The sequence below is a fragment of the Pseudomonas sp. MF6776 genome (genome assembly GCF_016613125.1).
Lineage (GTDB): Bacteria > Pseudomonadota > Gammaproteobacteria > Pseudomonadales > Pseudomonadaceae > Aquipseudomonas > Aquipseudomonas iridis.
The window spans coordinates 56,675-77,545 of record NZ_JAENSQ010000025.1; the positions used below are offsets into that span (position 1 = coordinate 56,675).

Consider the following 20,871-nt stretch of genomic DNA (forward strand, 5'->3'; position numbering starts at 1 on the left):
TGCAAGAAGTATAGGGGTAGGGGGTATAGGTATGTCGCATATTCATGAACACAAAGATGAACTGCTCAACCGCGTCCGGCGCATTGCCGGTCAGGTTCAAGCGGTGGAAAAAGCGCTCGAAGGTGATGCCGATTGTGCCAAGACCCTGCATCTGGTCGCGGCGATTCGGGGGGCGGTCAACGGCTTGATGGAGCAATTCATTGAAGCTCACACCCGTGAGCACGTCGCGCACCCCGACCTCAGCGACGAAGCGCGCGCACAAGGTGCCGAAGACTTGCTTCAGGCTATCCGCCGTTATTCCAAATAGAGCGCCAACATCATGAATCTGACTCCACAGATTGATCGCCACAGCCACGATCACCAGTTTCTCGGCGCCTCTCACGATGAAAACGCCCGTCGCACACTTTGGGTGGTCGCGCTGACGTTTGTAATGATGATCGGCGAGATTGCCGCCGGTTATATCACTGGCTCCATGGCATTGCTGGCCGACGGTTTTCATATGGCGACCCATGCCGGCGCGTTGGGTATTGCCGCTGCGGCCTATGGTTTTGCCCGGCGCAATGCCAACAACAGGCGCTACAGCTTCGGCACCGGCAAGGTCGGTGATCTGGCCGGTTTCGCCTCGGCCATGGTGCTGGGGCTGGTATCGCTGGGCATTGCCGGCGAGTCGATCCTGCGTCTGTTCCAGCCGACCACCGTGGCGTTTGGCGAGGCGACAGTGATTGCCGTTGTGGGGCTGGCGGTCAATCTGGTCAGCGCCTTTGTGTTGATGGGCCACCACGGGCATGACCACGACCATCATCATGACCATGCTCACGAACATGGCGGTCATCACCATCACGACAACAACCTGCGTTCAGCCTACGTTCATGTGCTGGCCGATGCATTGACTTCGGTACTGGCGATTGCCGCGTTGCTGGCTGGCCGGTATCTCGGCTGGGTCTGGCTGGATCCGGCGATGGGTATTGTCGGCGCCATCGTCATTGCCAAATGGGCGTTCAACCTGATGCGTGACAGCTCCGCTGTGTTGCTCGACGCCACCGATGAGCCGGTGGCTGCCGAAATCCGCGAGCTGCTGGAAACCTCGGGCGACGTGCGGATCAGCGATCTCCACGTCTGGCAGGTTGGCCCGCAAGCTCGGGCCGCGATTGTCAGCGTGGTAGCGAGTGCAGGGGTTACCGCAGAAGCAGTACGCGCACGGCTGGCACCGGTGCATGAGCTGTCGCACTTGACCATCGAACTGCACAGCGCTTAATTCTTCACTTCAGTGAACAGTGGAATCCGCCCATTGAGGGACGGGCGGTAGTGCCAGTTCAGGTGTTCCAGTTCTATGCCGTGAGTGAGAATTTCCTTCACCGTCGCGCTGGCAATACTCATGGCGAGCGCTTGCCCCGGACATTGATGTCGACCGCTGCCAAAGCTCAGACTGCGGCGGTTTGGGCGATCCAGTAGAAACTGGTCGGGGTTGTCGTTCAGGGCCGGATCGCGGTTGGCCGAGGCCAGCAGCACCAGAATCACCGCGCCAGCCTCGACGCGCACACCATCGATTTCGCAGGATGCGGCGACAAAGCGCCGGGTGTTCTGTACCGACGGGTCGAAGCGCTGGAGTTCACTCAGCAAGGCTTCCACTGATTCGCCACGCAACTCGGGCTGACGATGTAACGCCAGCAGCGCATTGCCGATCAGTCCCGCGCAGGCTTCAAACGTCTGCGAGCAGAGGCCGATCAGGTTGGCGATCAGGTTTTCTTCATCCCCTTCAAAGCGCTGTCTGATACCTGCAAGCAAAGAACTGTTCACCGCGGGCTCGGCCAACAACTCGATGAACTGCCTGCGCAACTGTTCGGCGGCGACATGGGCAGCCGCCAGTTGCACGTCGGTGCTCAGTGGCGACAGGCACGCCGAAAAATCCGCCGTCAGCGCACTGATCGTCCGACTCTGCGCCGGAGAAAACCCGAGCAACGCTGCCACCACCGACACCGGACCGCGGAACATGGCTTTGTACAAGCCGTCCGCATCCGTGCTGAGCAGTCGTGCGTTGACTCGCGCCCGGACTTCGTCCTGATCGATCAACCCCAGCGCCGGTTCAAACGCCGATCGGGCGCAGCGCTGGCGTTCGCCGTCGTTCATCCGCATCAGGTGGCCGAAGACCTTGCCGGCCATGCCCCGGGCAATCGCTTTGGGCACCGGCTCCAGCGCTGGCCGCACCCGGCAGTCTGGATGAGCCAATACCGCGCAGACGGCGCGAGCGCTGCTGGCGACCCACAGTCTCAGTTCGGGATCAAAGGTCAGTCCGCCCATGCTGCGTAGTTTTGCGTAGTAGGGATAAGGATCGGCATGAGTTGCAGCGATGATCGGATCCATGGTTCGCAGCCTTGTCGATGAGGAAAGTGTTGCTACTATCTGCAGTCCGTAACGGCGATGATTCGTCAGGGAGCGAAATATGCACGCAGAACATCAAGACATCGGCGTCTCGCAGGTGGCCGCCGCCATCGCCGAGCCGGCGCGGACGAAAATCCTCTGCTCGCTGATGGACGGCCACGCTCGCACCAGCACCGAGCTGGCAGCCGTTGCTGAAGTCAGCGCCTCCACCGCCAGTGCGCACCTGGCCAAACTCAAGGACCTGGCGCTGGTGCGTCTGCATGTTCAGGGTCGCCATCGGTATTACAGCCTCGCCGACAAACGCGTCGCACAGGCGCTGGAAGCGTTGATGGTGATCAGCCAGAACGCCGCGCCAACCTTCAAGCCACACACACCCGATCGCCTGCAATTCGCCCGCACGTGCTACGACCATATGGCCGGGACACTGGCGGTGATGCTGCACGACCGTTTGCTCGAAGCGGGGTGGTTGGTGGCAACCGACGAGCAGGCGTATCGCTTGAGCGACAACGGTAAGGCGCTGTTTGCGGGGTTGGGCATTGAGGTCGAGGACTTGAATGCATTGCGGCGCAAATTTGCCTGCCCGTGCCTGGACTGGAGCATGCGCCGGCCACATCTTGGCGGGTCACTGGGGGAGGCGTTGCTGCAAGCAGCGCTCAAGCGCAAGTGGGTGACGCAGGATCTGGACAGTCGGGCGTTGGCGTTGACGGCGGTGGGGCGCAAGGAAATTCGTGCGAAGTTCGGTATCGCGTTGCCGATTGAGAACAGCCAGACCAAAAGACCCCAGCCTTCGGCGGGCCGTGATCACGTGTAGAAGCTATCGCACGATGCGATCTTTTGATCTACCGACGAAGGGCACTTTTTCACCTTGAACCTGACAGGTCGACCCTATACTGTATATGCAACCAGTAAAGGGCCCGTGCCATGCAAATTATCGACAAGCTCAGCATTCTCGCCGACGCCGCCAAGTACGACGCCTCCTGCGCCAGCAGTGGCGCGCCCAAGCGCAGTTCCGAGGGCAAGAGTGGTCTGGGCTCGACCAATGGCATGGGCATTTGCCACAGCTATACGCCGGACGGGCGCTGCGTCTCGCTGCTGAAAATCCTGCTGACCAATTTCTGCCTCTACGATTGCCAGTACTGCGTCAACCGCCGCTCCAGTGATGTGCCTCGCGCGCGTTTCACGCCCGAGGAAGTCGTGGCGCTGACCATGGACTTCTACCGGCGTAACTGCGTCAGCGGGCTGTTTCTCAGCTCGGGGATCATCCGCTCGGCGGACTACACCATGGAGCAGCTGGTTCGAGTGGCCAAATTGCTCCGCGAAGAGCACGAGTTTCGCGGCTACATCCACCTCAAGACCATTCCCGAAGCTGACCCTGCGTTGATCGCGGAGGCCGGGCGCTACGCTGATCGCCTGAGCGTCAACATCGAGCTGCCAACCGATGCCAGCCTGCAAATCCTCGCACCGGAAAAGCACATCGGTTCGATCAAGCAGGCGATGCAGACCATCTACACCGGCGAGCAGACCGTACTCAACGAGCCTCGTGCGCCAAAGTTCGCACCGGCCGGACAAAGCACGCAGATGATTGTCGGCGCCGATGACACCGACGACAGCACCATCCTCCATGGCGCCCAGGCCTTGTACGGTAACTTCCGGCTGCGTCGGGTCTACTACTCGGCGTTCAGTCCGATCCCCGACAGCCCGAAAAGCGTGCCACTGGCTGCACCGCCGCTGATGCGCGAGCATCGCCTGTATCAGGCTGATTTTCTGTTGCGCAGCTACGGCTACAGCGCCGGCGAGTTGCTCAAGGGGCCGGGAAACCTGGCGTTGGACATCGACCCGAAACTGGCGTGGGCGCTGCAGAATCGCGAGGTATTCCCGCTCGATCTGAACAGCGCCGAACCCTCGTTGATCGCGCGTATTCCCGGCATTGGCCTGCGCACCACAGAACGTCTGGTGGAGTTGCGCCGGCAGCGGCGCATCCGTTACGAAGATGTGGCGCGCATGCGTTGCGTGCTGGCCAAGGCCAAGCCGTTCATCATCACCAGCGATTACCATCCGCAGCAGGCCGAGGTCACCAGTCAATTGCTCTATCAGCAATTGCGCGACCGGCCGATGCCGCAGCAGATGGGGTTGTGGGGATGATCAATCTCGATTGCGACGACCTGTTCGATACCTGGCGCCAGCAGGCACGCTGGCTGCTTAGCCATGAAGTCGACCCGAGTGTGGTGAGCTGGGCCAGCGAGGGCGTCAGTGATCTGTTCGCCAGTGAGCATCAAATCCCCGAAGGGCAGGGGCCGTTTCAGGCGCGAATTCCGCGTGCATTGCTCGATACGCTTGGGCAAGCCGCACAATATCGTGGCGACCAGCGCTGGAGTCTCTTGTACGAGGTGCTGTGGCGAGTCAGCCACGGTGATCGCACGGCGATGATGGCTGGGGACAAGCTGGGCAGCGAGTTACAGCGGCGGATCAAGCAAGTACGCCGCGAAGCCCATCACCTGCATGCCTTCGTGCGCTTCATCGAGCGGCCGACGGATTTGCCCGGCCCGCAATATGTGGCGTGGCACGAACCGGCGCACGACATCCTGCATAGCGCCAGCGAGCATTTCGTCGCGCGCATGGGCCGGCACCGTTGGCTGATCGCGACCCCGCGTGATGGCGTTTATTTCGATGGCGAACAACTGATCCATGAGCGCCAATGCCCGGTGGAATGGCAGCAAATGGCGCAGAACGTCGACGATCCGCACGGCGATCTGTGGTTGACCTATTACAGCCACATCTTCAACCCGGCGCGGCTGAACCCGAAAGTGATGCAGGGCCATTTGCCGGTGCGGTTCTGGAAAAATCTGCCGGAGGGGGAATTGATCCCCGGGCTGATCACGCAGGCGCGGATGGGCAAGCAGCAGAATGGGCAGGCTAGCGGGATTGCCGGGCGTTCCGGGAAACGGATTGCGCTTAAATAAAAGATCGCAGCCTTCGGCAGCTCCTGCAGGGAAGCGTGAACACCCGATACACAAATGTCCCAAGCATACTGAGTCACTGTAGGAGCTGCCGAAGGCTCGGGCCGCGATCGGACGATCTTTTGATCTCGCTATAAATAAAAAACCCCCACCGGTTTCCCGGTGGGGGTTTTTGGACATCAGCAACCGTCAGATCAAACCTTGACGATCCAGCCCGCTGGCGCTTCGATGTCGCCGGTTTGCACGCCAGTCAGCTCTTTATAGAGCTTCTGGGTAACCGGGCCGACTTCGGTTTCGCTGTGGAACACATGCAGATGGTCGTTGTAGCTGATGCCGCCGATCGGGGTGATCACCGCCGCAGTTCCGCAGGCGCCGGCTTCCTTGAAGTCAGCCAGTTTGTCGATCAGCACATCGCCTTCAACCACTTCCAGGCCCAGACGCGTTTTCGCCAGCTCGATCAGCGACAGACGGGTGATACCCGGCAGTACCGAGGGCGAGCTCGGGGTCACGAACTTGTTGTCGTGGGTGATCCCGAAGAAGTTGGCCGAGCCGACTTCTTCGATTTTGGTGTGGGTCATCGGGTCCAGATAGATCGCGTCAGCGAAGTTGGCTTTCTTGGCTTTCGAGCCCGGCATCAGGCTGGCCGCGTAGTTGCCGCCAACCTTGGCTGCACCGGTGCCTTGTGGGGCGGCGCGGTCGTAGCTGGAAATCTGGAAGTTGTGCGGGGTCAGGCCGCCCTTGAAGTAGGCGCCGACCGGGATGCAGAAGATCGAGAAGATAAACTCGGGCGCAGTGCGCACGCCGATGTTGTCACCCACGCCGATCACGAACGGACGCAGGTACAGCGCGCCGCCGGTGCCGTATGGCGGAATGAAACGCTCGTTGGCACGAACCACTTCTTTGCAGGCTTCGATGAACTGCTCGGTTTCGACCATCGGCATCAGCAGACGCGCGCAGCTGCGTTGCATGCGCAGGGCGTTCTGGTCCGGGCGGAACAGGTTGATCGAACCGTCCTTGCAACGATAGGCCTTCATGCCTTCGAAGCACTGCTGACCATAGTGAAGGGCAGTCGAGCCTTCGCTGATGTGCAGCACGTTGTCTTCGGTCAGGGTGCCTTTGTCCCACTCGCCATCGCGAAAGTACGACAGATAGCGCTTGTCGGTCTTGATGTAGTCAAAACCCAGCTTGTCCCAATTGATGCTTTCGTTACCCATGACACCCTCTATCACTGAACAACCGTCGAAACGGTTCAAGGCTTCTGACGTTTTTTGGATGGGCACAACAATACTTCATTCTTGAGCGGTTTCGCAGCCCGGACTATCGGATGACAGACAGATAATTCGTGTTGCCCTCAGGAATTCGCGAGCAGGCTCGCTCCCACAGGTGGAACCCATTTCAAATGTGGGAGCGAGCCTGCTCGCGAAGGGGCCTTCATGGCCATCCGCAAAAGTCCCGAATTACAGATGCAACGCATGCCCCAAAGCACGCAACGCCGCTTCCTGCACCGCTTCACCCAAGGTTGGATGCGCATGAATGGTGCCGCCGATGTCTTCCAGCCGCGCGCCCATTTCCAGGCTCTGCGCGAACGCCGTGGACAACTCCGAAACCCCGACCCCCACCGCTTGCCAACCGGCAATCAGATGATTGTCGCGACGCGCAACCACCCGCACGAAGCCGGTTTTCGACTCCAGCGTCATTGCCCGACCATTGGCGGCGAACGGGAAGCTGGAAACGATGCAGTCGAGCCCGGCAGCTTTGGCCTCGTCCGGCGTCTTGCCGACCACCACCAGTTCCGGGTCGGTAAAGCACACGGCAGCGATGGCTGTTGGGTTGAATTCGCGGTTTTTGCCGCTGATCAGCTCGGCAACCATCTCGCCTTGCGCCATGGCGCGGTGGGCCAGCATCGGCTCGCCGCTGAGGTCGCCGATAGCGTAGACATTGCGCATGCTGGTCTGGCAGCGGCTGTCGATCTTGATCGCCGAGCCGTTCATGTCCAGATTAAGTGCTTCGAGGTTCCAGCCCTGCGTATTAGGTTTGCGACCGACGGCCACCAGCACCTGATCCGTTTCCAGATTCAGGGTGTCGCCGTTTGGATCACGCACCTGCAACGTACCGTCGAAACCCAGCACGCTATGGTTCAGATACAGTTTCACGCCCAGTTGCTTCAGCGCTTCATGCACCGGTTGCGTCAGCTCAGCGTCATAGGCCGGCAGAATGCGCTCCTGCGCCTCGACCACGCTGACTTCAGCGCCAAGCTTGCGATAGGCAATGCCCAGCTCCAGACCGATATAACCACCGCCGACCACGACGAGACGTTTCGGCACGCTTTTCGGCGCCAGCGCTTCGGTGGAGGAGATGATCGGTCCGCCAATCGGCAGGATCGGCAGGTTGACACTGGTCGAACCGGTGGCCAGCACCAGATGCTCGCACTGAATGCGCGTGTCGCCGACTTCAACGGTTTTACCGTCGATGACTTTGGCCCAGCCGTTGATAACTTGAATCTTGTTCTTCTTCAGCAATGCGGCGACGCCAGTGGTCAGGCGATCAACAATGCCGTCCTTCCACTCGACGCTTTTGCTGATATCGAGGGTCGGCGCCGAAACGCTGATACCCAGTGCCGAATGCTGGTTGTGCTGCTGGGTCTGATGAAACTGCTCAGCCACGTGGATAAGCGCTTTCGAGGGAATGCAGCCGATGTTCAAGCAAGTGCCGCCCAGCGATTGGCCTTCGACCAGAATGCTCTGAATACCCAGTTGCCCGGCGCGAATCGCCGTGATGTAGCCGCCGGGGCCGCCGCCAATGATCAGCAGCGTGGTGTTCAAGGTTTGCATTGCATCACTCCACAAACAGCGTTGCGGGTTGTTCGAGCAGGCCGCGAATGGCCTGGATGAAGAGCGCCGCGTCCATGCCATCGACCACGCGGTGATCGAAGGAGCTGGAGAGGTTCATCATCTTGCGTATCAGTACCTGGCCTTTGACGACCATCGGACGTTCGACGATTTTGTTGACGCCGACGATGGCCACCTCCGGCAGATTCAGCACCGGCGTGCTGACGATGCCGCCCAGCGCACCGAGGCTGGTCAGGGTGATGCTCGAGCCGGACAGTTCATCGCGGCTGGCCTTGCCGTTGCGGGCGGCGTTGGCCAGGCGCGAGATTTCTGCAGCGCTGTCCCACAGGCTGCGCGCTTCGGCGTGACGCACCACCGGTACCATCAGGCCGACATCGCTTTGCGTGGCGACCCCGACATGCACGGCGCCGAGGCGAGTGATGACCTGGGCTTCGTCGTCGTAACGGGCGTTCATCTGCGGGAAGTCTCGCAGGGCCACCACCAGTGCGCGGACGAGGAACGGCAGCAAGGTCAACTTGCCACGGCTGGCGCCGTGTTTTTCGTTCAAATGCGCGCGCAGTTCTTCAATCGCGGTGACGTCGATTTCTTCGACGTAGCTGAAGTGCGCGGCACGTTGCGTGGCGTCTTGCATGCGCTGGGCAATCTTGCGGCGCATGCCGATCACTTGAATCTGTTCTTCGTCGTTGCGCTGGGCATAAGCGGCGGCGACTGGCGCTTGAGCGTTGGATTGACCTTGCGCCAGATAGGCATCGAGGTCTTCATGCAATACGCGACCGGCCGGGCCACTGCCACGCACCAGACGCAATTGAATGCCCAGATCCAGCGCATGTTTGCGCACGGCCGGGGAGGCCAGCGGACGCTCATTCGCTTCACGGGCAACCATCGGGCCCTGACAAACGGCAGCCGAGCGCGGTGCAGCGGCGGCGGGTTTGGTCTCTACGACAGCTTCGGCTTTCGGTGCAGCAGGTTCCTTGACAGTAACCGGAGCCGGCGCCGCCGACTCTTTCAGATTGCCCGCGCCTTCCACTTCAATGCTGATCAGCACGCTGCCGACCGCCATCACTTCACCCGGCTGACCACCGAGCGCAATCACCTTGCCATGCACCGGCGACGGAATATCGACCATCGCCTTGTCGGTCATGACATCGGCCAGCACCTGATCTTCAACCACCAGATCGCCAACCTTGACGTGCCATTGCGACAGTTCTACTTCTGCGATGCCTTCGCCAATGTCCGGCATCTTGATAACGTGCGTGCCCATTCAGACCTCCATGACCCGTTTCAAAGCCGCGCCCACTCGGGACGGGCCAGGGAAATACGCCCACTCTTGCGCGTGCGGGTAGGGGGTGTCCCAACCGGTGACGCGTTCGATCGGCGCTTCCAGGTGATGGAAACAGTGCTCTTGCACCAGCGACACCAACTCTGCGCCGAAACCGCAGGTGCGAGTGGCTTCGTGAACCACTACGCAGCGACCGGTTTTCTTCACCGATTTGACGATGGTTTCCAGGTCCAGCGGCCACAGGCTGCGCAGGTCGATGACTTCGGCGTCGACGCCGCTTTCTTCAGCGGCCACTTGCGAGACATATACGGTGGTGCCGTAAGTCAGCACGGTCACGTCCTTGCCCGGACGGGTGATCGCGGCGACGTCCAGCGGCACGGTGTAGTAGCCGTCCGGAACCTGCGCGGCAGGATGTTTCGACCACGGGGTTACCGGGCGGTCGTGGTGGCCGTCGAACGGGCCGTTGTACAGGCGTTTTGGTTCGAGGAAGATCACCGGGTCATCGTTTTCGATGGAGGCGATCAGCAAACCTTTGGCGTCATACGGGTTGGACGGCATGACCGTGCGCAGACCACAGACCTGAGTGAACATCGCCTCGATGCTCTGACTGTGGGTCTGGCCACCGTAGATGCCACCACCGCACGGCATGCGAAGGGTCATCGGTGCGGTGAACTCGCCAGCCGAGCGATAGCGCAGACGCGCCGCTTCGGAAATGATCTGGTCGGACGCCGGGTAGACGTAGTCGGCGAACTGGATCTCGGCCACCGGACGCAAACCGTAAGCGCCCATACCAACGGCAACGCCGACGATGCCGCTTTCGGAAATCGGTGCGTCGAACACCCGCGACGAGCCATATTTGGTCTGCAGGCCTTCGGTGCAACGGAACACGCCGCCGAAGTAACCGACGTCCTGACCGAATACCACCACGTTGTCGTCACGTTCAAGCATCACATCCATGGCCGAGCGCAGGGCCTGGATCATGGTCATGGTGGTCGTGGTCATGGCGGTTTCCAGCTGAATATTGTTGTTGTGATCGTTCATCTCAGACCCCCAACTGCTGACGCTGGCGCTTCAAGTGCTCCGGCATCTCTTTGTAGACGTCTTCGAACATGGTCGCGGCGCTTGGAATCTGGCCGCCGGCGAGGGTGCCGTACTGCTCGGCCTGTTTCTGCGCGGCAATCACTTCGGCTTCGAGTTCGGCGCTGACGGCGGCGTGTTCTTCATCGGACCAGTGGCCGATCTTGATCAGGTGCTGCTTGAGACGCGCGATCGGGTCGCCGAGCGGGAAGTGGCTCCAGTCATCGGCAGGACGATATTTGGATGGATCGTCGGAGGTCGAGTGCGGGCCGGCGCGGTAGGTGACCCATTCGATCATGGTCGGGCCGAGGTTGCGGCGGGCGCGCTCGGCAGCCCAGGCAGAAGCCGCGTAGACCGCGTAGAAGTCGTTACCGTCAACACGCAGCGAGGCAATGCCGCAACCGACGCCGCGTCCGGCGAATGTGGTGGCTTCACCGCCAGCGATGGCCTGGAAGGTCGAAATCGCCCACTGATTGTTGACCACATTGAGGATCACCGGCGCCCTATAAACGTGGGCGAAGGTGAGGGCGGTGTGGAAGTCTGATTCGGCAGTGGCGCCGTCGCCGATCCAGGCCGAGGCAATTTTGGTGTCGCCCTTGATCGCCGAGGCCATGCCCCAGCCCACGCCCTGAATGAACTGGGTGGCGAGGTTGCCGGAAATGGTGAAGAAGCCGAAGTCCTTGACTGAGTACATGATCGGCAGTTGACGGCCCTTGAGCGGGTCGCGCTCGTTGGACAACAACTGGCAGATCAGGTCGACCAGCGGCACGTCGCGCGCCATCAGAATGCTTTGCTGACGGTAGGTCGGAAAACACATGTCGTCGACGTTCAACGCCAGCGCCTGGGCGCTGCCGATGGCTTCTTCGCCAAGGCTTTGCATGTAGAACGACATTTTTTTCTGACGCTGGGCGACCACCATGCGGTTGTCGTAGATACGCGTCTTGAGCATGGCGCGCATGCCCTTGCGAAGGATCTCGACCGGCACGTTTTCAGCCCATGGGCCGAGGGCGTTGCCCTGATCGTCGAGCACGCGAATCAGGCCTCGCGCCAGGTCGGCGGTGTCGGCGGGTTCAACGTCGATGGAAGGTTTGCGCACCGTACCGGCATCGGTCAAATGCAGGTAGGAAAAGTCGGTTTTGCAGCCTGGACGGCCCGAGGGTTCAGGGACGTGCAGACGCAGCGGTTCGTACGCTTGGGTCATGGCTTCTACGCTCGATCTTGTGAATTTCTTGTAGTGAGCTGGCAGTCATTCTTCGCTGGAAGAAATCTTGTCCTACAACAATCATAGGCGCGGGCAAGAAGAATATTTCTCTCTGTTTCGTTGCGCTGGAGATGATTTGCAGATAAAAAATCTGCATAAACATAAAAAACAGGTGGTTTTGTCTCATGCGCAAACTGGACCGTACCGATATCGGCATTCTCAACAGCCTTCAGGAGAATGCGCGCATCACCAACGCTGACCTCGCACGCTCGGTAAACCTGTCGCCAACCCCGTGTTTCAACCGGGTCAAGGCAATGGAAGAATTGGGCCTGATTCGCGAGCAAGTCACGCTGCTCGACGCCGATCTGCTGGGCCTGCATGTCAACGTGTTCATTCACGTCAGCCTGGAGAAGCAGGTGGAGGAGGCATTGCAGCATTTCGAGGAGGCGATTTCCGATCGCCCCGAGGTGATGGAGTGCTACCTGATGGCCGGCGACCCGGACTATCTGATCCGGGTTTTGGTGCCGTCCATCCAATCGCTGGAGCGATTCATGATGGACTTTCTGACCAAAGTGCCGGGGGTGGCGAATATCCGGTCGAGCTTTGCGCTCAAGCAGGTGCGCTATAAGACCGCGTTGCCGTTGCCGGCGAATGGGTTGACGTTGGGTGTCTGAAAGGCAAGATCGGACGATCTTTTGACGTTAAAGCTTGTTAATCGGAATCTTCAGATAAACCACACCATTGTCTTCCGCCGCCGGAAAATTCCCCGCCCGCACATTTACCTGAATCGCCGGCAGCAACAGCGTCGGCATGCCCAGCCCGGCATCACGCTTGGTACGCATCTCGACGAACGCCGCTTCATCAATGCCGTCATGCACATGAATGTTGCTTTTACGCTGCTCGCCAACGGTGGTCTGGCAGTGTGCGTCGCGGCCCTCTGGCGGGTAGTCATGGCAAACGTAGAGTTTCACGCTGGCAGGGAAGGCCAGCAGTTTGTGAATCGAGTTGAACAGTTGATGGGCATTGCCGCCGGGGAAGTCGCAGCGCGCAGTGCCCACATCCGGCATGAACAGCGTGTCACCGACCAGAATCTGCTCGCCATCGATCAGGTAAGCCATGTCCGCCGGTGTATGCCCCGGCACATGCAGCGCCGTGGCTTTGAGGTTGCCGATGGTGAATGATTCGTTCGGCGCGAACAGGTGATCGAACTGCGAGCCATCGACACAGAATTCTGGCTCGAGATTGAACAACGCCTTGAACACGTTCTGCACTTTGCTGATCGACTCGCCAATCGCGATCTTGCCCCCCAGTTCCCGGCGCAGATACGGCGCGGCGGACAGGTGATCGGCGTGGGCGTGGGTTTCCAGTAGCCATTGCACTTGCAAGTCATGTGCGCGGACAAACGCAATGATCCGATCAGCCTGAGCGGTGCAGGTGCGGCCGGCGGCGCCATCGTAGTCGAGCACCGGGTCGACGATTGCGCATTGTCCGCCGTCGGCCTCGTAGACCACGTAGCTGTAGGTCGAGGAGGCGGGGTCAAGAAAGGCTTCAATCAACGCGGTCATGGACATGAACCTGTGCAAGGGTGGAAAAGTCAGTTGCAACACTTTATGTAAAAACATAATGTTCGCAGCTTAAGTGACGTTGAAGGCATCATGCAAATGCAATCCAGTCTGACCGAATGTGAAGTCGCCCAATTGCGCGCCTCGGCCTCCAAGGCCTGTTCGCTGCTCAAGGCCATGGCCAATGAAGATCGCCTGTTGATCCTCTGTCAGCTGACTCAGGGCGAACGCAATGTCGGCGAACTGGAAAAGATGACCGGCGTGCGTCAACCGACGCTGTCCCAGCAACTGGGCATCCTGCGCGATGAGGGATTGGTCGGCACCCGTCGTGAGGGCAAATACATCTTCTACGGGCTGGCCAGTCCTGAAGTGATTCAGGTGATGAAGACATTGTCCGGCCTCTATTGTGGCGCCGTGCTCAAGAGCCTGGGTCATCAGTAAATATCCGCCAACACACCACATTCCCTGTGGGAGCTGGCTTGCCAGCGATGAGGATTTTTCATTCGAGATTGATGGCGACTGACACTCCGCCATCGCTGGCAAGCCAGCTCCCACAGGTTTTGTGTATGACGGGTAACCTTGCGTGCAGCTATAAGGAACAAGCAATGAACGTTCAACACTGTGGCCCATCCATCAGTGCAGACATCGTGGTCATCGGCGGCGGCACTGCCGGTATCGCCTTCGTCGCCAGCCTGCTCAAGCGCGACCCGCACTTGAACATCACCGTTATCGAACCGAGTTCCCAACATTACTACCAACCGGCGTGGACGCTGGTCGGTGGCGGCGCTTATGACGTGAAAGACACCGTTCGACCGATGAGCAAAGTCATGCCGCGCCAGGCAACCTGGATTCAAGCGGCGGTCACCCAAATCGACGCGGACAACCGCCAACTCAGCCTCAGCGATCAACGCAGTGTCAGCTATCAAAACCTGATCGTCTGCCCAGGCCTGCGTCTTGCCTGGGAGAAAATCGAGGGCTTGAAAGACAGCCTCGGCCAGCACGGCGTCACCTCCAACTACAACTATCAGCACGCGCAGTACACCTGGGATCAGGTGCAGAAACTGCGTGGCGGCAAGGCGCTGTTCACTCAGCCGGCAATGCCGATCAAATGCGCTGGTGCGCCGCAAAAAGCCTTGTACCTGTCCTGTGATCACTGGCGCAGGAACGGCGTGCTGAACAACATCAATGTCGAATTCAATCTGGCGGGCGCCGCGTTGTTCGGCGTGGCCACGTTCGTGCCGCCGCTGATGAAATACATCGAGAAGTACAACGCGCAACTGGCGTTCAACGCGAATCTGGTCAAGGTCGACGGCCCGTCGAAAACCGCGTGGTTCGAGGTCAAGGACGCCGACGGCAACGTCACCCGCGAGGCGAAAACCTTCGATCTGCTGCACGTCGTGCCGCCGCAGGTTTCGCCGGAGTTCATTGCGCAAAGCACATTGGCCGACGCCGCTGGCTGGTGCGAAGTCAATCCGCACAGCCTGCAGCATCCGCGTTATCCCGAGGTGTTCGCACTGGGCGATATCTGTGGCACCAGCAACGCGAAAACTGCAGCGGCAGTGCGCAAGCAAGTTGTGGTGGTCGCACAAAACCTGCTGGCCCTGCGCAAGCAACAACCGCTGCCGTTGAAATACGACGGTTACGGTTCCTGCCCGCTGACGGTGGAGAAGGGCAAGGTGATCCTCGCCGAGTTCGGTTATGCCGGTAAATTGCTGCCGACCTTTGCCCTGGACCCGACCGTGCCACGTCGGTCGGCATGGTGGTTAAAGGCAACGCTGCTGCCGTGGTTCTACTGGAACGGCATGCTCAAAGGTCGCGAATGGCTGACCAGCCTGTCCAAGGTCGATTGAGAAAACCCTATGTTGCTGGCAAGTCTGTTTGGCGTGGTGATGGGGTTGGTCCTCGGGTTGACCGGGGCCGGCGGCGGGATTCTTGCGGTACCGGCGCTGGTGCTCGGGCTCGGCTGGACGATGACGCAAGCGGCGCCAGTGGCGTTGTTTGCCGTCGGCAGCGCGGCGGCGGTCGGCGCGATCGATGGCTTGCGTCATGGTCTGGTGCGTTATCGCGCGGCGCTATTGATTGCTGCACTCGGCGCGGTGTTTTCGCCGCTGGGGATCTACTTCGCGCATCAGTTGCCGGAGAAAATCCTGATGATTCTGTTCAGCCTGCTGATGGTCATGGTGGCCTGGCGCATGCTGCGGCGCGAGCGTCAGCAAGCGGGGCCGAGTGATCATGGCCACGCCAGTTGGGGCCAGAAGAATTGCATGCTCGATGAAGAGACCGGACGCTTCGACTGGACGGCCAAATGCACTGCAACGCTGGCGGCATTGGGTGCGGTGACGGGCGTGGTTTCAGGATTGTTAGGCGTGGGTGGCGGCTTCTTGATCGTGCCGGCGTTCAAGCAACTGACCGATGTGCAGATGCGCGGCATCGTTGCCACGTCATTGATGGTGATCAGCCTTATTTCGGCGATCGGCGTGATCGGCGCGTTTCATGCCGGCGTGCGGATCGACAGCCTGGGTGCGGCGTTCATTGTCGCCAGCGTTGTCGGCATGGTCATCGGGCGCAAGCTCTGCGCAAGGGTGCCGGCACGTGCGTTGCAGGTGGGGTTTGCGAGTGTGTGTCTGGTGGTGGCGGGGTATATGTTGTTGCGGGCTTGAGGGAAACCCTGTGGCGAGGGAGCAAATCCCTCGCCACAAGTACTGCGTTACAACACCAGATGCGGCAACCACAACGAAATCGCCGGCACGTACGTTACCAGCAGTAAAACCATGAACAGCACCGCATAGAACGGCAGCAGCGCTTTGACGGTGCTCTCGATACTGACCTTGCCCACCGCCGAGCCGACAAACAGCACGGCGCCCACCGGCGGTGTTATCAATCCGATCCCGAGGTTGACCAGCATGATCATGCCGAACTGCACCGGGTCGACGCCAATGCCGAGAATCACCGGCATCAGGATGGGCGTGAGGATCAGGATCAGCGGCGCCATGTCCATCACCGTGCCGAGCAACAGCAGCATGACGTTGATGCACATCAGGATCACGTAGCGGTTGTCCGACAGGGTCAGGAACAGCGTGGTGATCTTCGCCGGAATCTGCATCAGGGTCATGATGTAGCCGAAGCTCGCGGCAAAACCGATCAGGATCATCACGATCGAAATCGTCCGCACGGTGCGGTGCATCAGCTTGGGCAGTTCACTCCACTTGTAGTCGCGGTAGATGAACATGGTCACGAAGAACGACCACAGCACTGCGATGGCAGCCGATTCGGTGGCAGTGAAAATCCCCGACAGGATGCCGCCGAGGATGATCACCATCGCCATCAAACCCCACAACGCTTCGCCGCAGATTTTCAGGGCCTGGCGCATCGGGATGACTTCGCCTTTGGGATAGTCGCGTTTACGCGCGAAAATCAGGCACAGCGCCATCAGGCACGCGCTCATCAACAGGCCGGGAACCACGCCGGCCATGAACAGCGATGCGATGGACACGGTGCCGCCGGCGGCCAGCGAGTAAAGCACCGAGTTGTGGCTCGGCGGGGTCAACAGCGCTTGCACGGAACCGCTGACGGTCACCGCCGTGGAGAAATCACGCGGGTAACCTTTGCGCTCCATTTCCGGGATCAGCACCGAACCCACAGAAGCGGTGTCGGCTACCGACGAGCCGGAAATGGCGCCGAAAAACGTCGACGCCACGATGTTGACCAGCGACAGGCCACCACGCACGAACCCGACGAGTACACCGGCAAACGCCACCAGGCGCCGGGACATGCCGCCCTCGGCCATGATCGCCCCGGCCAGAACAAAGAACGGAATCGCCAGCAGCGAGAATTTGTTCACCCCGCCCGCGACCTGGATCATCAGGGCCTGAAACGGAATGTCGATCCACCATGCGCCGATCAGTGCCGACAGCCCGAGGGCGTAGGCGACCGGCATGCCGATCAGAATCAGTACGATAAAACTGCCCAGCAAAATCAATGCGTCCATCAGGCAGCCCCTTCGTTTTCTTCAACCAGATCGAACCGCACCACGCGGCGATTGCTCTGGTCACCCAGCAACAGTTTTTCCACGACGAAAATCAATGTCAGCGCGCCGCCAACCGGAATCGGCATGTAAGTGATGCCCACGCGCAGGGTAGGCATGGCGCTCATGAACTGGTTCCAGGTGGACAGGCACAGCTTTGTGCCCCAGATGGTCATGAACAGGCAGATGATGCCCATCAACACCTGGGAAACGATGCTCATGGTTCTGCGCATGTTCGGGTTCAGGCGATCGGTGACCATGGCCACGGCCATGTGTGCACCGGCTCGATAACTGGCGGCAGCGCCGATGAAGGTGAAAACCATCATCAGCAGGATGGCGGTGGGCTCCGGCCAGCTCGAACCGGTGCCAAGGATGTAACGGGCAAACACGCCCCAGGGGATGATCAGGGAAATGGTCAGCACCGACAGACCGGCGACCCAGATGCAGGCCATGTAGATCCGGTCATTGATGCTCAGCAGTAGATTCTTCATCGGGTTCCACCGTAACCGGGCAGGCGCTGACACCAAACGAGGTCAGCGCTGCCGGGCCTTTCATTGAGGACAGAGAGTTACTGAACGGCTTCGATGCGCTTGATCAGGTCGGCGTAAGGCGCGCCGTACTTTTCGCGGACCGAAGCGGTGGCCTCGTAGAAGGGTTTTTTGTCGACGGTGATGAACTCCACGCCGGCAGCCTTGAGTTTCTCTTCACTGCTGGTGGACTTGGCGTCCCACAACGCGCGTTCCTCGGCCTGCGCGGTTTTGGCTGCTTTCTTGACCAGTACTTGTTGATCGGGAGTCAGTTTTTCCCAGGTGATTTTCGACATCACGATGGGCTCGGGCAGAATCAGGTGACCGGTCAGGCTGTAGTACTTGGCGTTCTGGAAATGGTTGTGTTCGAGCAGGGTCGGCGGGTTGTTTTCCGCGCCGTCGATCACCCCTGTTTGCAGGGCACTGAAGATCTCGCCAGTGTCCATCGCGATGCCGTTGCCGCCCATGGCGTTGATGGTGTCGATGAACATCGGATTGCCTTGCACGCGAATCTTCATGCCCTTGAGGTCTTCGAGTTTGCGCACCGGTTTTTTGGTGTAGATGTTGCGCGTACCGCCGTCCATCCAGGCCAGGGCGACGAGACCGAATTCGGAATTGCTGATCTTGTCGAGAATTGCATCGCCGACTTCGCCGTCAATGACGGCGCGCATATGCGCCTGATCGCGGAAGATGAATGGCATGTTGAACACGTTCACATCCGGTACGACCGGGCCGACGATGCCGAGGCTGACACGTGTCATCTGGATCGCGCCGACCTGCGCCTGTTCGATGACCTCTTTCTCCGAGCCGAGCACACCGCCCGGGAAGTACTTGAAGGTCAGGTCGCCATTGGTTTCCTTGGTCAGGGCATCGCCCATGCTTTTTTCGGCGACAACCGTTGGATAACCGGCGGGGTGGATGTCGGCGAATTTGATTTCCAGCGCGTGAGCGGCGCTGCTGAGGGTGAAGGCCAGCGGAAGTGCAGCGGCGAGCAAGGTGCGTTTGAAGTCCATGGGGGTGTCTCCAGTCTTGTTATTTTTGTGTTCAAGGCACAGCGGTGCAGCAGAGGCGGGTTAAAGCAAATCGTTGAAAAGAGGCTCCGGCAGGCCTTTGACGCCGGGGTTCAGAGCGAACACGCCGCCGGCCAGAGACTGCGGGTCGTGGTCATCGCCGGGGCGGATCGAAGCGACAAACAGGGTGTCCATTCGGGCGCCACCAAAGGCGCACATGGTCGGTTTCTTCACCGGCACTGGCAGCGAATAATCAAGGCGTCCATCGGGGGTGAAACGGTGGACAAGGCCGGCGTCGTTAGCGCAGATCCAGTAGCAACCGTCGGCATCGACCGCCGCGCCATCAGGGCGGCCGCAGTGCTGATTCATGTCGACGAAGACGCGCCGGTTCGACGGTGTGCCGCTGGCAGTGCCGTAATCGAAAGCCCAGATCAGTTGCACGTTGGGATGCGAGTCGGACAAGTACATGGTTTTGCCATCGGGGCTGAAGCCGAGCCCGTTGGGTACGATGAAACCGTCGAGTTGCGCGTCGATCACACCGGACTCGTTGGCGCCGTAGCGATAGAGCCGACCTTCGGGCGCGTTCAAACCCATGTTCAGCACCATGCTGCCTGCCCAGAAACGGCCCTGGCGATCGCAACGACCATCGTTGAGGCGCATGTCTTCGCGGCTGTGTTCGACCGTAGCGAGCAATTCGCTGTCGAGGCTGCCGTCCGCGTTCGGGTACAGCCGGAAGAAACCGGTTTCCATGCCCGCGATCCAGCCACCACGGCTGTGAGGGGCGATGCAGGCGAGCATTTGCGGGGCTTTCCAGGCGTGAACATGCCCGGTGTCGGCGCTCCAGCGTTGCAGGCCACCGTTGGGAATATCCACCCAATAGAGGGCGTTTTCCTGCGGCACCCAGACCGGGCTTTCACCGACCGCGTTGCGGGCGTCGACGATCAATTCGGCTTGCATACTCATTCCCTTGGTTCTTGTTGGAGGGGGATCAAGTGGACAGGTCAGTCACCAAACGGGCCGGCCGCAACGAAGGCGCCGCCCTGATAAATACGCGCCGGGTCATCGGCGGCCGGCATCGGCTGTGCTTCGACTTTTTCGCGGAATACTTCAGAGCTGTCCTTGGCTTCGAAGCCGAGGTGGCTGGCCAAGCGGTTGTCCCACCAGACGTCCTTGTTGTCGGACATGCCATACACCACGGTGTGGCCGACATTCGGTGTGTACAGCGAGCGTTCGAGCAATTGGGTGAGGTCGTCGAAGCTCAGCCAGGTGTGCATCATTCGGCGATTCTGTGGTTCCGGGAACGAAGAGCCGATGCGAATGCTCACGGTTTCGATGCCGTAGCGATCGAAGTAGAAACTGGCCATGTCCTCGCCGTAGGACTTGGACAAGCCGTAGTAACCATCGGGGCGGCGGGCGGAGCTGGCGTCGAGTTGTTCGTCCTGTTTGTAGAAGCCGATGACGTGGTTGGAACTGGCGAAGATCACCCGTTTCACGCCATGTCGGCGCGCGGCTTCATAGATGTGGAAGACGCCGCAGATGTTGGCGCCGAGTATCTCTTCGAACGGCCGTTCAACGGACACACCGCCGAAATGCAGGATCGCGTCGACGCCTTCGACGAGTTGGTGCACAGCGTTTTTGTCGGCGAGATCGCACAGCACGACTTCTTCGCGATCATCCACGGCCGGGGCGAGCGCAGCGATATCAGACAAACGCAGCACATTGGCGTAAGGCCGCAGACGTTTGCGCAAGACTTTGCCCAGGCCGCCGGCAGCACCGGTCAGCAGCAGGCGATTGAATGGGGCGCGTGAGGTAGAGGTGGACGTCATGGCAATCCCTGAACTCATTGTTATTAGGTTTGTTGTAGGTTGTCGTATGACTGCCTGAATTCATAGAATAAGCGCAACGCTTGAAACGAGAGGCAGAGAGCCAGCCACCGGTAGAATCCAGGCTCTCACACCGAAGGATTCAAGCGCAGATGACTACGCATTACCGGCAGCTGACTCAGG

At 60.0% G+C, this 20,871-nt stretch carries 21 protein-coding genes; 9 read left to right on the forward strand and 12 right to left on the reverse strand.

Annotated features, from left to right (window positions below):
- Positions 1 to 31 precede the first annotated feature (31 nt).
- Positions 32 to 307 (forward strand): metal/formaldehyde-sensitive transcriptional repressor, encoded by a 276-nt coding sequence (locus JJD74_RS23385; RefSeq protein ID WP_042559693.1) that lies wholly within the window; start codon positions 32 to 34, stop codon positions 305 to 307.
- A 12-nt stretch (positions 308 to 319) separates the two neighbouring features.
- Positions 320 to 1,255: a CDF family Co(II)/Ni(II) efflux transporter DmeF gene (dmeF, locus tag JJD74_RS23390; protein WP_200616924.1), complete on the forward strand. Its 936-nt coding sequence runs from the start codon at positions 320 to 322 to the stop codon at positions 1,253 to 1,255.
- Here dmeF and JJD74_RS23395 read toward each other — a convergent pair.
- Entirely contained in the window at positions 1,252 to 2,361 is a 1,110-nt protein-coding gene (locus tag JJD74_RS23395; RefSeq protein ID WP_200616925.1) for a cytochrome P450, read from the reverse strand. The genes dmeF and JJD74_RS23395 overlap by 4 nt on opposite strands.
- A 79-nt stretch (positions 2,362 to 2,440) precedes the next feature.
- On the opposite strand from JJD74_RS23395, the gene JJD74_RS23400 reads away from it, so the two are divergent.
- From JJD74_RS23400 to JJD74_RS23410, 3 genes are all read left to right on the forward strand, one after another.
- Entirely contained in the window at positions 2,441 to 3,190 is a 750-nt protein-coding gene (locus JJD74_RS23400) for an ArsR/SmtB family transcription factor (protein ID WP_200616926.1), read from the forward strand.
- 110 nt (positions 3,191 to 3,300) lie between these two features.
- Positions 3,301 to 4,521 (forward strand): putative DNA modification/repair radical SAM protein, encoded by a 1,221-nt coding sequence (locus tag JJD74_RS23405; protein WP_042559689.1) that lies wholly within the window; start codon positions 3,301 to 3,303, stop codon positions 4,519 to 4,521.
- On the forward strand, positions 4,518 to 5,339 hold the full coding sequence (locus JJD74_RS23410) for a TIGR03915 family putative DNA repair protein (protein ID WP_042559688.1): 822 nt from the start codon (positions 4,518 to 4,520) through the stop codon (positions 5,337 to 5,339). The genes JJD74_RS23405 and JJD74_RS23410 overlap by 4 nt, the downstream gene beginning before the upstream one ends.
- Before the next feature lie 191 nt (positions 5,340 to 5,530).
- Here the strand turns inward: JJD74_RS23410 and JJD74_RS23415 are convergent, their stop codons facing one another.
- From JJD74_RS23415 to JJD74_RS23435, 5 genes are all read right to left on the reverse strand, one after another.
- Entirely contained in the window at positions 5,531 to 6,550 is a 1,020-nt protein-coding gene (locus tag JJD74_RS23415; RefSeq protein WP_042559687.1) for a branched-chain amino acid aminotransferase, read from the reverse strand.
- A gap of 243 nt (positions 6,551 to 6,793) precedes the next feature.
- Positions 6,794 to 8,167 carry a dihydrolipoyl dehydrogenase gene (gene lpdA, locus JJD74_RS23420; RefSeq protein WP_200616927.1) on the reverse strand — a complete coding sequence of 458 codons (1,374 nt, stop codon included), beginning with the start codon at positions 8,165 to 8,167 and terminating at the stop codon, positions 6,794 to 6,796.
- A 4-nt stretch (positions 8,168 to 8,171) separates the two neighbouring features.
- Positions 8,172 to 9,446, reverse strand: coding sequence for a dihydrolipoamide acetyltransferase family protein (locus JJD74_RS23425; RefSeq protein WP_200616928.1), 1,275 nt, complete (start codon positions 9,444 to 9,446; stop codon positions 8,172 to 8,174).
- On the reverse strand, positions 9,447 to 10,505 hold the full coding sequence (locus JJD74_RS23430; protein ID WP_042559684.1) for an alpha-ketoacid dehydrogenase subunit beta: 1,059 nt from the start codon (positions 10,503 to 10,505) through the stop codon (positions 9,447 to 9,449).
- Between the two features lies 1 nt (position 10,506).
- Entirely contained in the window at positions 10,507 to 11,742 is a 1,236-nt protein-coding gene (locus tag JJD74_RS23435) for a 3-methyl-2-oxobutanoate dehydrogenase (2-methylpropanoyl-transferring) subunit alpha (RefSeq protein ID WP_042559683.1), read from the reverse strand.
- Between the two features lie 185 nt (positions 11,743 to 11,927).
- On the opposite strand from JJD74_RS23435, the gene bkdR reads away from it, so the two are divergent.
- Positions 11,928 to 12,416, forward strand: a complete 489-nt coding sequence (bkdR, locus tag JJD74_RS23440) for a Bkd operon transcriptional regulator BkdR (protein ID WP_042559682.1) — start codon at positions 11,928 to 11,930, stop codon at positions 12,414 to 12,416.
- Between the two features lie 27 nt (positions 12,417 to 12,443).
- Here the strand turns inward: bkdR and JJD74_RS23445 are convergent, their stop codons facing one another.
- The gene (locus tag JJD74_RS23445) at positions 12,444 to 13,307 is read right to left on the reverse strand and encodes an MBL fold metallo-hydrolase (protein WP_047300614.1); all 864 of its coding nucleotides are present in this window, start codon (positions 13,305 to 13,307) and stop codon (positions 12,444 to 12,446) included.
- A 96-nt stretch (positions 13,308 to 13,403) separates the two neighbouring features.
- On the opposite strand from JJD74_RS23445, the gene JJD74_RS23450 reads away from it, so the two are divergent.
- The 3 genes from JJD74_RS23450 to JJD74_RS23460 all read left to right on the forward strand — a co-directional run bounded on the left by JJD74_RS23450 (position 13,404) and on the right by JJD74_RS23460 (position 15,964).
- Positions 13,404 to 13,745: an ArsR/SmtB family transcription factor gene (locus JJD74_RS23450; RefSeq protein WP_150595589.1), complete on the forward strand. Its 342-nt coding sequence runs from the start codon at positions 13,404 to 13,406 to the stop codon at positions 13,743 to 13,745.
- Positions 13,746 to 13,909: 164 nt separating this feature from the next.
- Complete coding sequence (locus JJD74_RS23455; protein ID WP_200616929.1) at positions 13,910 to 15,154, forward strand: NAD(P)/FAD-dependent oxidoreductase; 1,245 nt, start codon at positions 13,910 to 13,912, stop codon at positions 15,152 to 15,154.
- Positions 15,155 to 15,163: 9 nt separating this feature from the next.
- Positions 15,164 to 15,964: a sulfite exporter TauE/SafE family protein gene (locus JJD74_RS23460; RefSeq protein WP_200616930.1), complete on the forward strand. Its 801-nt coding sequence runs from the start codon at positions 15,164 to 15,166 to the stop codon at positions 15,962 to 15,964.
- Positions 15,965 to 16,011: 47 nt separating this feature from the next.
- On the opposite strand, the gene JJD74_RS23465 is transcribed toward JJD74_RS23460, so the two are convergent.
- The 5 genes from JJD74_RS23465 to JJD74_RS23485 form a co-directional block, all read right to left on the reverse strand.
- Positions 16,012 to 17,292 (reverse strand): TRAP transporter large permease, encoded by a 1,281-nt coding sequence (locus tag JJD74_RS23465; RefSeq protein WP_200616931.1) that lies wholly within the window; start codon positions 17,290 to 17,292, stop codon positions 16,012 to 16,014.
- The gene (locus JJD74_RS23470) at positions 17,292 to 17,819 is read right to left on the reverse strand and encodes a TRAP transporter small permease (protein ID WP_042559676.1); all 528 of its coding nucleotides are present in this window, start codon (positions 17,817 to 17,819) and stop codon (positions 17,292 to 17,294) included. The genes JJD74_RS23465 and JJD74_RS23470 overlap by 1 nt, the downstream gene beginning before the upstream one ends.
- 77 nt (positions 17,820 to 17,896) lie before the next feature.
- Entirely contained in the window at positions 17,897 to 18,868 is a 972-nt protein-coding gene (locus JJD74_RS23475) for a TRAP transporter substrate-binding protein (protein ID WP_200616932.1), read from the reverse strand.
- Between the two features lie 60 nt (positions 18,869 to 18,928).
- Entirely contained in the window at positions 18,929 to 19,822 is an 894-nt protein-coding gene (locus JJD74_RS23480) for an SMP-30/gluconolactonase/LRE family protein (protein ID WP_200616935.1), read from the reverse strand.
- A 44-nt stretch (positions 19,823 to 19,866) separates the two neighbouring features.
- On the reverse strand, positions 19,867 to 20,691 hold the full coding sequence (locus JJD74_RS23485) for an NAD-dependent epimerase/dehydratase family protein (protein WP_200616933.1): 825 nt from the start codon (positions 20,689 to 20,691) through the stop codon (positions 19,867 to 19,869).
- Between the last annotated feature and the right edge of the window lie 180 nt (positions 20,692 to 20,871).

Excerpts from the sequence above, each read along its gene's own strand:
- JJD74_RS23475 (WP_200616932.1), bottom strand. The coding sequence starts at position 18,868 with ATGGACTTCAAACGCACCTTGCTCGCCGCTGCACTTCCGCTGGCCTTC.
- JJD74_RS23395 (WP_200616925.1), bottom strand. The coding sequence starts at position 2,361 with ATGGATCCGATCATCGCTGCAACTCATGCCGATCCTTATCCCTACTAC.
- JJD74_RS23385 (WP_042559693.1), top strand. The coding sequence starts at position 32 with ATGTCGCATATTCATGAACACAAAGATGAACTGCTCAACCGCGTCCGG.
- bkdR (WP_042559682.1), top strand. The coding sequence starts at position 11,928 with ATGCGCAAACTGGACCGTACCGATATCGGCATTCTCAACAGCCTTCAG.
- JJD74_RS23485 (WP_200616933.1), bottom strand. The coding sequence starts at position 20,691 with ATGACGTCCACCTCTACCTCACGCGCCCCATTCAATCGCCTGCTGCTG.
- dmeF (WP_200616924.1), top strand. The coding sequence starts at position 320 with ATGAATCTGACTCCACAGATTGATCGCCACAGCCACGATCACCAGTTT.
- JJD74_RS23455 (WP_200616929.1), top strand. The coding sequence starts at position 13,910 with ATGAACGTTCAACACTGTGGCCCATCCATCAGTGCAGACATCGTGGTC.
- JJD74_RS23430 (WP_042559684.1), bottom strand. The coding sequence starts at position 10,505 with ATGAACGATCACAACAACAATATTCAGCTGGAAACCGCCATGACCACG.
- lpdA (WP_200616927.1), bottom strand. The coding sequence starts at position 8,167 with ATGCAAACCTTGAACACCACGCTGCTGATCATTGGCGGCGGCCCCGGC.
- JJD74_RS23450 (WP_150595589.1), top strand. The coding sequence starts at position 13,404 with ATGCAATCCAGTCTGACCGAATGTGAAGTCGCCCAATTGCGCGCCTCG.
- JJD74_RS23465 (WP_200616931.1), bottom strand. The coding sequence starts at position 17,292 with ATGGACGCATTGATTTTGCTGGGCAGTTTTATCGTACTGATTCTGATC.
- JJD74_RS23480 (WP_200616935.1), bottom strand. The coding sequence starts at position 19,822 with ATGCAAGCCGAATTGATCGTCGACGCCCGCAACGCGGTCGGTGAAAGC.
- JJD74_RS23410 (WP_042559688.1), top strand. The coding sequence starts at position 4,518 with ATGATCAATCTCGATTGCGACGACCTGTTCGATACCTGGCGCCAGCAG.
- JJD74_RS23405 (WP_042559689.1), top strand. The coding sequence starts at position 3,301 with ATGCAAATTATCGACAAGCTCAGCATTCTCGCCGACGCCGCCAAGTAC.
- JJD74_RS23470 (WP_042559676.1), bottom strand. The coding sequence starts at position 17,819 with ATGAAGAATCTACTGCTGAGCATCAATGACCGGATCTACATGGCCTGC.
- JJD74_RS23400 (WP_200616926.1), top strand. The coding sequence starts at position 2,441 with ATGCACGCAGAACATCAAGACATCGGCGTCTCGCAGGTGGCCGCCGCC.
- JJD74_RS23415 (WP_042559687.1), bottom strand. The coding sequence starts at position 6,550 with ATGGGTAACGAAAGCATCAATTGGGACAAGCTGGGTTTTGACTACATC.
- JJD74_RS23425 (WP_200616928.1), bottom strand. The coding sequence starts at position 9,446 with ATGGGCACGCACGTTATCAAGATGCCGGACATTGGCGAAGGCATCGCA.
- JJD74_RS23435 (WP_042559683.1), bottom strand. The coding sequence starts at position 11,742 with ATGACCCAAGCGTACGAACCGCTGCGTCTGCACGTCCCTGAACCCTCG.
- JJD74_RS23445 (WP_047300614.1), bottom strand. The coding sequence starts at position 13,307 with ATGACCGCGTTGATTGAAGCCTTTCTTGACCCCGCCTCCTCGACCTAC.
- JJD74_RS23460 (WP_200616930.1), top strand. The coding sequence starts at position 15,164 with ATGTTGCTGGCAAGTCTGTTTGGCGTGGTGATGGGGTTGGTCCTCGGG.